This window comes from Rheinheimera sp. (genome assembly GCF_020217005.1).
Lineage (GTDB): Bacteria > Pseudomonadota > Gammaproteobacteria > Enterobacterales > Alteromonadaceae > Pararheinheimera.
In genome coordinates this window covers 1-10,000 of record NZ_JAIWOI010000297.1, presented here as the reverse complement: position 1 = coordinate 10,000, position 10,000 = coordinate 1, and the positions used below count along the sequence as shown (strand labels likewise).

The following is a 10,000-nucleotide window of genomic DNA, read 5'->3' as shown; positions in this document are numbered from 1 at the left end:
AGTGCCTCAGTCAAATATGCCAGGTTTTCCTTGGCTTGAGACTAATACGCTGGACGGTGAGTTAACTCCGAAGAAAATGGAAATCTTCAACAAGTTAACTAAAGGTAAAATGCCCGCTAACGATGAAGATGGCGTGATGTATTCAGCCGAAGATATAGCTACAGCCACTGAGTCAGTCAAAGGAAAAACAGAAATGCAGGCGCTAATTGCCTATCTGCAATCCCTTGGCACAGCGTTGAAGTAAAAATAATGGATATTGCAACCCTACACAGTATTTTCACCGTGCTAGTGTTTGTAGGTTTTATTGGTCTTGTCGTCTGGCTTTTTGTGTTGAAGCGCAAGCCAGACTTCGAGGAACAGGCAAATTTGCCTTTTGCAGACGACCAAAAACCACAACAACAACAGAAACAGGAGTCGGATCATGAGTAGCTTTTGGAGCACTTGGATCATTGTCTTAACAATAGCGTGTATCGTTTTTTGCGCCGTCATTCTGACCTGGAACTTAAAGAACCATGTCGGTGTTAAAGAGGGCGAATCGACAGGTCACGAGTTTGATGGCATTGAAGAAATTAACAATCCACTGCCGAAATGGTGGACTTATATGTTTTACGCCACCATCGTATGGTCGGTGTATTATTTTGCAGCCTACCCTGGCCTTGGCAACTATAAGGGCTTTTTAAACTGGACCAGCTCAAATCAGGGTATTAAGAATTTGGCTGAATCCAAAGCTGCTGTAGAACAAAACAAACTGGACGGCAAAAACGTACAGCTAGATCGTGAGTATGAAGCAGCCAACGAAACTTATGCCAAAGAGTTTGCCAAATACACCAGCCGTGACATTCTGGATCTGGCTTACGACCCGGATGCTTTAAAAATCGGCCAGCGTTTATTCCTGCAGAACTGTTCACAATGTCACGGCTCTGATGCCCGTGGTCAGCGTGGCTTCCCTAACCTGACAGACGATGACTGGTTATATGGTGGTACGCCGGACAAGATCAAAGAAACTCTGCTGTATGGTCGCAAAGCGGCTATGCCAGCCTGGGGTGATGCTTTGGGTGAACAAGGCGTAAAAGAAATGACAGCTTATGTATTAAGCCTGTCAGGCCGTAAGGTGAATGATAAAGATGCAGCAGCCGGCAAAATGAAGTTTGGCATGTGTGCGGCTTGTCACGGTGCAGATGGCAAAGGCAGCTTGGCCCACAACCTGCCGTTTGGCGCACCTAACCTGACGGACAACACCTGGTTATATGGTGGTTCACACGGTGCAGTAGAAGAAACGCTGAATAAAGGCCGTAATGGTCAGATGCCAGCCTTCAAAGAGATTTTAGGCGAAGACAAAATCCATATTATCTCTGCTTACGTCTACCGTTTGTCTCGTCCGGAAGAAAGTTCTAAGTAATCTGTGATTTAATTACACTTCAATAAGCCCCGCTATGTGGGGCTTATTGCTATCTGAGAGAGGAAAAACTGATGTTGCATGATACAAAACCCTGGTACAAACAACTGTGGCCCTGGTTATTGATCGCCTTCCCTATCGTCTCCTTCATCAAAGGTGGCCATACCATTTACATCATGCAGCAAAATAATCCGGACCTGGTGATCGATGATTACTACAAAGAAGGTCGGGCTATCAATATGAATTTAGCTAAATACCGTGAGGCTGAATTACGTAATTTACACGCCAGCACTCTGATTGCTGCCAATCAGGTGGTAGTGCGGTTCGAACAAAACAAAACTTTGGGTCAGCATTTACAACTTGAATTTTTCCACAACACTATAGCAGCCAAAGATTTTGTCATTACTGCTGAACGTAGTGGTGAGAACCTGTATGTGGGTACGTTACCACAGGTTTTAGACGGGAAATGGAATCTGGTCGTCTCAGATGAGCACAAAGACTGGAAACTGCGGGCAACTGTGATGTTGCCAAAACAAGGTGAATTTAAGCTGGGATATTAATAGTGTTGCATTCAGGTTGTTTTCACTGCAATGAAGCCATACCGGCTGGTTCCAGTTTTACGCTGCTTATAGAGCAACAAGAGCGTCAATTTTGTTGTCCTGGTTGTCTTGCGGTCGCAGAAACCATTATCGACCAAGGGCTTGGCGATTATTATAAGTTCCGTACTGCTCCAGCTAGCAAAGCTCAATTGGTACCAGAACAATTACAACTGCTCAACTACGATAGCGCAGAAGTACTGGCTGATTTGACTCACACTAAAGAGCATCATACTCAGATTGAGTTATCTATTACAGGTATCAGCTGCGCAGCATGCGCCTGGTTGATAGAAAAGCAGCTGAAGAAAAATCCAGCTATTTACTCAGTCAATGTCAACTCCAGTACAGCGCGCTGTATGGTCAGTTGGGACTTGCAGCAACTTAAACTCAGTGAACTGCTCAGCCTGATCAATAAATTAGGCTATCAGGCTTCGCCTTTTATGGCTGATCAGGAAGAAGCAGTTCAGCAAGCAGAATTACGTCGATTCTTAAAACGTCTGGCTGTATCAGGCTTTATGAGTATGCAGGTCATGATGCTTGCTTTTGGCTTGTACTTTGGTGAATACACGGGCATAGACGCTGAATTTGAAGGGTATTTACGCTGGATCAGTTTATTCCTGACCACACCGGTGGTGTTCTACAGCGCAAAACCTTTTACGCTAAGTGCCTGGCGGGCTATCAAAGGCCGTGAACTGAATATGGACGTGCCTGTCACACTGGCTGTCTATTACACTTTTATCGCCTCTGCATACGCGACCCTATTTGATACAGGGGAAGTGTATTTTGAATCTGTGTGTATGTTTGTATTTTTGCTACAGCTGGGTAAGTTTTTTGAATTTCGCGCCAGAACACAAGCAAGAGCGGCCACAGGAAATCTGTTAAAAATCATGCCAGTATCCGCCAGGCTGGTGCAAGGTGATGAAGTTATACCTACCTCGGCGCGGCGACTTGAAGCAGGACAAGTGATACTGGTGCAGGCAGGTGAAACTATTGCAGCTGATGGTATGGTGGTGTCAGGGCAAAGTTCGGTGGATGAGTCAATGTTAACCGGAGAATACAAAGCTGTAGATAAAGCAGTAGGTGATTCTGTAATGGCAGGCAGCATTAACCATGACGGAGTTCTAATGGTGACTGTGCACCAGGCCTTGGCCTCCTCCCGTTTAGGTCAGATCATTAATCTGCAACAACAAACCTTAAACCAAAAACCACAAATTGTTGAAAAGACAACCAAACTGGCGCGTTTTTTTATTCAGCGTCTGCTGTTTATTGCTTTGGGTACCTTTTTACTCTGGTATTTTTGGTTAGATCAAGACAGAGCCTTTTGGGTTACTTTGTCTGTATTGGTCGCCACCTGCCCTTGCGCTTTAACACTGGCAACTCCCACTGCTGTTACCTGCGCTTTGGCACGCTTAAACCGCAAAGGCATTTTGATCAAAAACCAGCAAGTCCTGGAAATCTTACCACAGCTTAACTCCATATTTTTAGATAAAACCGGCAGCCTGACTCAGGGACGCTTTAGTATCCAACAGACTGTGTTGCATACTAGTGAGCACAGTGAGCAAACCCTGCTCGCCTTGATAGCCCGGATTGAAACTTACTCTGAACATCCTATAGCCAGGGCATTTTCGGATTATCTAACGACAGAGTTAAAGGTAGAACAAGTTCAGGTTCACGTCGGTGCAGGCTTATCGGCAGTCTGGTTACAGCAGGATGGTACAATCTCCGCAGTTAAAGTCGGTAGTGCGGCATTTTGCGCTGTTGAAACTAAATCACCAGCTGCAGTCTGCTGCACCCTGGATAATCAACTCGTGCTGTCTGTTGAGCTGGCTGACGCACTACGCCCGGAAGTCCCGGCCTTAATCAAGGCGCTGAAGCATAGAGGCCTGAGTTTGACCATGCTGACAGGCGATTCCTCAGCACAGGTTGCACAAGTGCAACAGCAGTTGCAGTTTGACTCAGTCTTCCAGGGCTGCAGTCCTGAACAAAAAGTTGAACGTATACGCCAGGCGGTCGCACAGGGTGATAAAGTATTGATGCTGGGTGATGGTATCAACGACAGCCCTTGTTTCCATGCGGCTCATGTCTCAGTGGCCCTGGATTCAGGCACAGATCTATCAAAAAATCAGGCCGATGTGGTATTACTGCATAATGATTTGAATTTACTGCAAGAACTGATTGACGGTGCTTTGCTGGCACAGCGTATAGTGAAGCAAAACTTGTGGTGGGCCGTAGGTTATAATCTGGTGATTATTCCATTGGCGGTGATGGGCTTTGTTTCACCTTATATTGCAGTTATTGGTATGTCGTTCAGTTCTATTTTAGTGGTGTCTAATTCACTGAGGTTGCTTAGAGCATGAGTATTATTTATGTGCTGATCCCCATTGCTATACTTTTTGTCTGCATTGGTCTGGGTATTTTTTTCTGGGCGGTACGAAGTCGTCAGTTTGATGATTTAAACAAGGAAGGTATGAGCATTTTGTTTGAAGATGAGAAGACAACTACAGCATCAGAAACACAACCTGATCAACTACCTCCTCAATGAATCAGGATCTTGTCCTTAACTTGCTGGCTGCTTTTAGCATAGGTTTTTTAGGCAGCAGTCATTGTCTGGTGATGTGCGGTGGTATAGCAAGCGCATTACAACTTGCTATGCCTCCCCTTAATCTGGTGCAACAACTTAAGCTGCAACTGATGCTCAGTCTCGGGCGACTGGCGACCTACAGTGGTTTAGGTGCTTTAACGGGCGCTTTTGGAGCTACTGTTCTGGTAAAACTGGGCCTCAGTTTGTTCTGGTTGAAACTACTTGCTGGTCTGATGCTTTTACTCATGGCTTTTTATGTTGCCCGTATATGGTTTGCTCTAACTTGGCTTGAAAGGCTGGGAGCGGCGCTATGGCGCAAAGTGCAGCCTGTTGCCAAGAGATTGCTGCCACTTGATCGCAGCATCAAAGCTATAGCTTATGGTCTATGCTGGGGCTTTTTGCCTTGTGGTTTGGTTTACAGCAGTTTAGGCTGGAGCCTGGCAAGTGGCAGCGCCTTACAAGGCTCCTTACTGATGACCGCTTTTGGCCTTGGCACCCTGCCGGCTATGCTGGCTGTCGGACGTTTCGCCCGCAGCCTTAGCCGGTTTAAAAATAAAAATTGGGTAAGAGCCTGCGCTGCTATTTTATTAGCCTTGTATGCTCTTTACACTATAGCTATTGCATTAGCGCCACGACTTTTCTAAGCTGGGAAAGTTGTTATTGAGGAATACCTATGTCCGCTTCAAACTTAAGTTGTCAACACTGTGGTTTTAGTCAGCTTTGTCTGCCTTTTACCTTAAATAATGCTGAACTTGATACGCTGGACGACATCATTGAGCGTAAGAAACCTCTTCACAAAGGTGACTTTTTAATTGAGGCGGGTACAGTTTTACATTCGTTATATGCAGTTCGTAGTGGCTCCTTCAAAACATTTACCTTAACAGAGGCAGGCGAAGAGCAAATTACTGGTTTTCATTTACCTGGCGATGTCATAGGTTTTGACGCTATAGGCGAACAAAAACACCCAAGTTTTGCTCAGGCGCTGGAAACTGCTATGGTCTGTGAAATACCTTACAGTCAGATGGATCAACTGATGGGTGAGCTGCCCAAACTACGACAACAAATGATGCGTCTGATGAGTCAGGACATCAGCGGCGATCAACAGATGTTATTGTTGCTCAACCGTAAGAATGCAGAAGAGAAACTGGCTGCCTTCTTAACCAACCTGTCCCATCGCTTTGCCAGCCGGGGTTTTTCCAAAAAAGAGTTCCGTTTGAGTATGACCCGTGGCGAAATAGGTAACTATTTAGGCCTTACAGTTGAAACTATTAGCCGTTTATTAGGTCGATTCCATAAGGACGACTTGATACACGTCGATGGTAAGCTGATTTGCATCAGCGATCCGGAAGCGTTAAGTAAACTGGCTGGTGGATCCGCTATAGCCCGCTGACAGATACCATAGGTATTATTGATCCAGCACAAGGACTTATCAGCCAACCTTAGCTACCTTGGCTACACTTACAGGGTAAGCCTTAGCTTAGCAGGAGCATGATATGACCTTATATCCAAAAGTACTGGTGGTACTGGACCCTTCAGTGGCCGAACAAAAGGCCCTGAACAGGGCTGTCGAACTGGCCAAACTGCAAAACTGCCAACTTACGGCTTTTTTGTCGATTTATGATTTCTCTTACGAGATGACCACGATGTTATCAGGAGAAGAACGTGAATCGATGCGCCAGGCGGTGATTAATGACCGCGAACTCTGGATCAGTGAACTCATTGCTGATTATAAAGAACAAGGCTTGAACATAGATATTCAGGTGGTTTGGCACAACAGGCCTTTTGAGGCCATAGTGCAAGCTGTGCTGGAAAAAGAATACGACCTGGTGATTAAAGGGACTCATGATCATGATGTACTCAAATCCATGATCTTCACTCCCACTGACTGGCATATTTTGCGCAAATGTCCTTGCCCTGTCTTGCTGGTCAAAGATCATGAATGGCCCGAACACGGCAATATAGTGGCTGCTGTAAATGCGGGAAGTGAACAAACACATCACAGTTCGCTGAATCAGCGAATTATCCAGCAATCCAAACAACTGGCAGCTCTGCTGAATGGCAAAGTACAGCTGGTTAACGCCTTCCCCGGCACGCCTGTCAATATTGCCATTGAAATTCCTGAATTTAACCCACAGGAATACAATCAAACCATGAAAACCCATCATATGGACGCAGTTCAGAAGCTGGCCGTCGAATTCGAATTACCTTCAGCCCAGACTCATGTGGAGGAAGGTATGCCAGAAGATGTGATCCCGAAATTAGCTCAGCAATTGGACGCTGAAATGGTGGTGATAGGCACTATAGGCCGTACTGGTTTGTCCGCAGCTATTATCGGCAACACTGCTGAGCATGTGATAGACAGGCTCGACTGTGATGTTTTGGCGGTCAAACCTGCAGGTTTTATATGCCCGCTGGCAAAACATTAAGCTCCACGCGCGACAAAGCTGCAGCATAAAGCACCAGGGGTATACAAAGCTGGCGCTTAGTTGGTTATACTACGCGCCATTTTTACTTAGGGTCGTTGTTTTATGTCGCATGCAGCAGAAGCCAAAGCACAATATAACCTGAATAAATTACACAAACGCTTGCGTCGTGGCGTAGGTCAGGCTATTGCCGACTTTAATATGATCGAAGAAGGTGACAAGGTTATGGTGTGTTTGTCTGGTGGCAAGGACAGCTATACCCTGCTGGATATACTGTTGAACTTACAACAATCTGCACCTATTCAATTTTCGATAGTGGCAGTGAATCTCGATCAGAAACAACCAGGCTTTCCAGCCGAAGTGTTGCCGGCATATCTAAGTTCTATAGGTGTTGATTTTCAGATTGTGACTGAAGACACCTACTCAATAGTGAAAGATAAAATCCCTGAAGGTAAAACCACCTGTTCTTTATGTTCTCGGTTACGTCGGGGTATTTTATATCGTACCGCTAATGAGTTAGGAGCAACCAAAATTGCCCTGGGTCACCACCGCGATGACATGATTGAAACTATGTTTTTAAACATGTTCTACGGTGGCAAAATGAAGTCTATGCCAGCCAAGCTGATCAGCGACAATGGTGAGCATATAGTGATCCGTCCTTTAGCATACTGCAGGGAAAAGGACATAGAGAAATACGCAACAGCCCGCCAGTTCCCCATTATTCCATGTAATTTATGTGGTTCTCAGGATGGTTTACAGCGTCAGGTAGTAAAAGAAATGTTGCAGGACTGGGATAAACGTTTTCCTGGTCGCATAGAGACCATGTTTCAGGCCATGCAGAATATAGTGCCATCACACATGATTGATAAAAATCTGTTTGATTTTGCCGGGATCAGTAAAGACAGTCCACTGCCCGTTGAAGGTGATATGGCCTTTGATAAACCTGATGTACCCAAAGTACCAGTGGGTTTACTGCAGGATGAGGACGAACCGGCTGCACCTGAGGTCCAGTTTGTTGAACTACTGTAGGGGATGGGTTTACTCCATCCCGTCTAAAATCCCAGCCTAATGCCAGACAGAGAACATATTTCGCTAGCCATCAGTGCTTATTGAATTCATCAAAGAGCAGCATCAGCTGCTCTTTTTCTTTGATAAATCCCGTTTGCTGCAGTAATTCCATCACCACTTCTGCGGTACACAAGGCGCCGTCCCTTTGATTACGGCGTAGTGCATACAAAGATGGCGTAGCGGGCTTTATGCCAAGGCGGTAACAAGAATGCAAATAAGGGCTTTGTCTAAGCATTTTGGCTGCTTCCTGCCAGGTAGCGTCCAATAAAACCCAGTGTTTGACAGCTTCATTCAAACGAATGGGCATCTCTGTGACTGCAACCGGGTTTTGAGCTTGATATTGTCCTTGTTGCAGCAGATAACAGGCTTGACCAGTATCTGCGCTTAGTGGGTACACCAAGCCCAGCTGCTGTGTTGCCGATAAGTCGACTAATAGCGGATCAGGTGACTTGCGTTGCCATTCGATTAGCTCAACCCTGACGTGTCCCGAATCAGCCAGAGCTTGCAGAACTAAAGCGCCGGTATTGGTCTTCTTCGACAATTCTCTGCTATGAGTGAGCAGATAAAGCACCAATCCGGCCATCAGAGTTAGGGCTGTAGTAACAGAGGCGTGGCGTGATCAGGCACTTTGGAAAACTGCACTGTGGCAGTATCAGCTAAAGAGAGCGGTAAAAAAATCCGGCAGCGGTTTTGCTCACATAATAACTGCTGATTTAAGGCTGCATCAGAACTTTGCGCTACGACTTCACCCGAAAAATGCAGAGTTAAACCAGAGACATCAGGCAACCAGTATTTACCCCAGCCCGCTAATGAATCCAACAATTCGTCAAACTGGCTCTGTAGCTTACGAAGTTGAGCTACAGTTGCTTGTTGCGGTACCGGCATCTTGCTACGTAGTTTAAAGTTTAAATCACAGGCTACAGCACCCTGCGGCTGTTTTAGAATAATGAGCGCCTTTTGTACATTCAGCATCTCATCAAAAGGTAGCATCAGCTCGCCATTACCAGCTATGGTCAAAGGCGCTTCAGAGATATCAGTAGTAATGAGCGCTTTATCTACAACGCATACTTCGGTTGTGCCCGCTTTTTGCAGCATAAATGCCAGCGTGATATCACTGAACTCAACCTTTTCACTTTTTTTCATCCTGGCGTAAAAGCCGTCGTAATTAAATACGGTATCAGCCATAGCTGAACCACACAAAGTAACCAGCAAGCTGGCCAGAACATAGGGTTTTATCATTAGCTGTCTATATGTTTAGTATTGGCTTTAAGCATGGTATGGATTTCTTTAACGTAATCCTGACCCCGCTCTGAATACCGGCTTAAACCTGCAACCAGGTGATGTCCGGCTACTTCACCTTCTGCCCGGCGTTTAGCCCTGAGTTGGCGTAAATCTTCGTATACATAAAAAGTGTTAAGGTTATAAAAATAGCTATTAATAGCAGCAGCTATGTTTGGAAATACCGCGACCTCATGGTATTTGCCAGCGCTACGTTTTTGTGGCACTACACCACAACCTGCTTTAAAACACCATTGGCCGAAGAAGTTATAAGCCTCCAGAGCAAAACGGCTGCTGCCCCACCCTGATTCTTTAGCGGCCTGGATCAGCACTAAATCTGCAGGGATAGCATCTACTCTGCTTAATAAGAGCCGAAAGCCCTCTTTATCAACTTCTGGATAGTCCAATTTGAACTCATCATACAGGCTATAGATGAAAGCGTATTCTTCAACCGTCAGCTCTTGGCTTAGCGCCTTTTGCTGTACTTCGACAACCTGTTGTCGAATATGTAACAACCTGGCGTTTTCACGTTCAATAAATGGCAAAAGATAATCAAAAAATGCTTTTTTTTTCTCCGATACATCTTTGTACTGTTCAAAGTCTGGTACTGGAGACAACTCAGGCATAGCTACAGGATAAGCCAAACGTTTTAGCAGTT

The 10,000-nt window shown here is 45.5% G+C and carries 13 protein-coding genes; 10 read left to right on the top strand and 3 right to left on the bottom strand.

Going from position 1 to position 10,000, the window contains the following annotated elements; genetic code table 11:
* The 10 genes from LDL40_RS14485 to ttcA all read left to right on the top strand — a co-directional run.
* On the top strand, nt 1-244 hold a 244-nt coding region (locus LDL40_RS14485), incomplete at its 5' end, for a cbb3-type cytochrome c oxidase subunit II (RefSeq protein WP_300996126.1).
* Nucleotides 245-249: 5 nt separating this feature from the next.
* Entirely contained in the window at nt 250-429 is a 180-nt protein-coding gene (locus tag LDL40_RS14480; protein WP_300996125.1) for a CcoQ/FixQ family Cbb3-type cytochrome c oxidase assembly chaperone, read from the top strand.
* Complete coding sequence (ccoP, locus tag LDL40_RS14475) at nt 422-1,399, top strand: cytochrome-c oxidase, cbb3-type subunit III (protein ID WP_300996123.1); 978 nt, start codon at nt 422-424, stop codon at nt 1,397-1,399. The genes LDL40_RS14480 and ccoP overlap by 8 nt, the downstream gene beginning before the upstream one ends.
* A 71-nt stretch (nt 1,400-1,470) precedes the next feature.
* Nucleotides 1,471-1,956 (top strand): FixH family protein, encoded by a 486-nt coding sequence (locus LDL40_RS14470; RefSeq protein WP_300996122.1) that lies wholly within the window; start codon nt 1,471-1,473, stop codon nt 1,954-1,956.
* A gap of 2 nt (nt 1,957-1,958) precedes the next feature.
* A complete protein-coding gene (locus LDL40_RS14465) occupies nt 1,959-4,349 on the top strand; it encodes a heavy metal translocating P-type ATPase (protein ID WP_300996121.1) in 2,391 nt (796 codons plus the stop codon).
* Complete coding sequence (gene ccoS / locus LDL40_RS14460; RefSeq protein WP_300996120.1) at nt 4,346-4,534, top strand: cbb3-type cytochrome oxidase assembly protein CcoS; 189 nt, start codon at nt 4,346-4,348, stop codon at nt 4,532-4,534. Before LDL40_RS14465 ends, ccoS begins: the two co-directional genes overlap by 4 nt.
* Nucleotides 4,531-5,217, top strand: a complete 687-nt coding sequence (locus LDL40_RS14455) for a sulfite exporter TauE/SafE family protein (protein ID WP_300996119.1) — start codon at nt 4,531-4,533, stop codon at nt 5,215-5,217. Before ccoS ends, LDL40_RS14455 begins: the two co-directional genes overlap by 4 nt.
* A gap of 29 nt (nt 5,218-5,246) precedes the next feature.
* The gene (gene fnr / locus LDL40_RS14450; protein ID WP_300996118.1) at nt 5,247-5,963 is read left to right on the top strand and encodes a fumarate/nitrate reduction transcriptional regulator Fnr; all 717 of its coding nucleotides are present in this window, start codon (nt 5,247-5,249) and stop codon (nt 5,961-5,963) included.
* A gap of 103 nt (nt 5,964-6,066) precedes the next feature.
* Nucleotides 6,067-6,999 carry a universal stress protein UspE gene (gene uspE / locus LDL40_RS14445; RefSeq protein ID WP_300996117.1) on the top strand — a complete coding sequence of 311 codons (933 nt, stop codon included), beginning with the start codon at nt 6,067-6,069 and terminating at the stop codon, nt 6,997-6,999.
* Nucleotides 7,000-7,101: 102 nt separating this feature from the next.
* Nucleotides 7,102-8,025 (top strand): tRNA 2-thiocytidine(32) synthetase TtcA, encoded by a 924-nt coding sequence (gene ttcA / locus LDL40_RS14440; RefSeq protein WP_300996116.1) that lies wholly within the window; start codon nt 7,102-7,104, stop codon nt 8,023-8,025.
* A 70-nt stretch (nt 8,026-8,095) separates the two neighbouring features.
* Here ttcA and LDL40_RS14435 read toward each other — a convergent pair whose 3' ends face one another.
* The 3 genes from LDL40_RS14435 to LDL40_RS14425 all read right to left on the bottom strand — a co-directional run.
* Entirely contained in the window at nt 8,096-8,647 is a 552-nt protein-coding gene (locus LDL40_RS14435) for a DTW domain-containing protein (protein WP_300996115.1), read from the bottom strand.
* 5 nt (nt 8,648-8,652) lie between these two features.
* Nucleotides 8,653-9,303 (bottom strand): DUF2987 domain-containing protein, encoded by a 651-nt coding sequence (locus tag LDL40_RS14430; RefSeq protein ID WP_300996114.1) that lies wholly within the window; start codon nt 9,301-9,303, stop codon nt 8,653-8,655.
* Nucleotides 9,303-10,000: glucosaminidase domain-containing protein (locus LDL40_RS14425; protein ID WP_300996113.1), on the bottom strand; the 698-nt coding region annotated here is incomplete at its 5' end. The genes LDL40_RS14430 and LDL40_RS14425, both read right to left, overlap by 1 nt.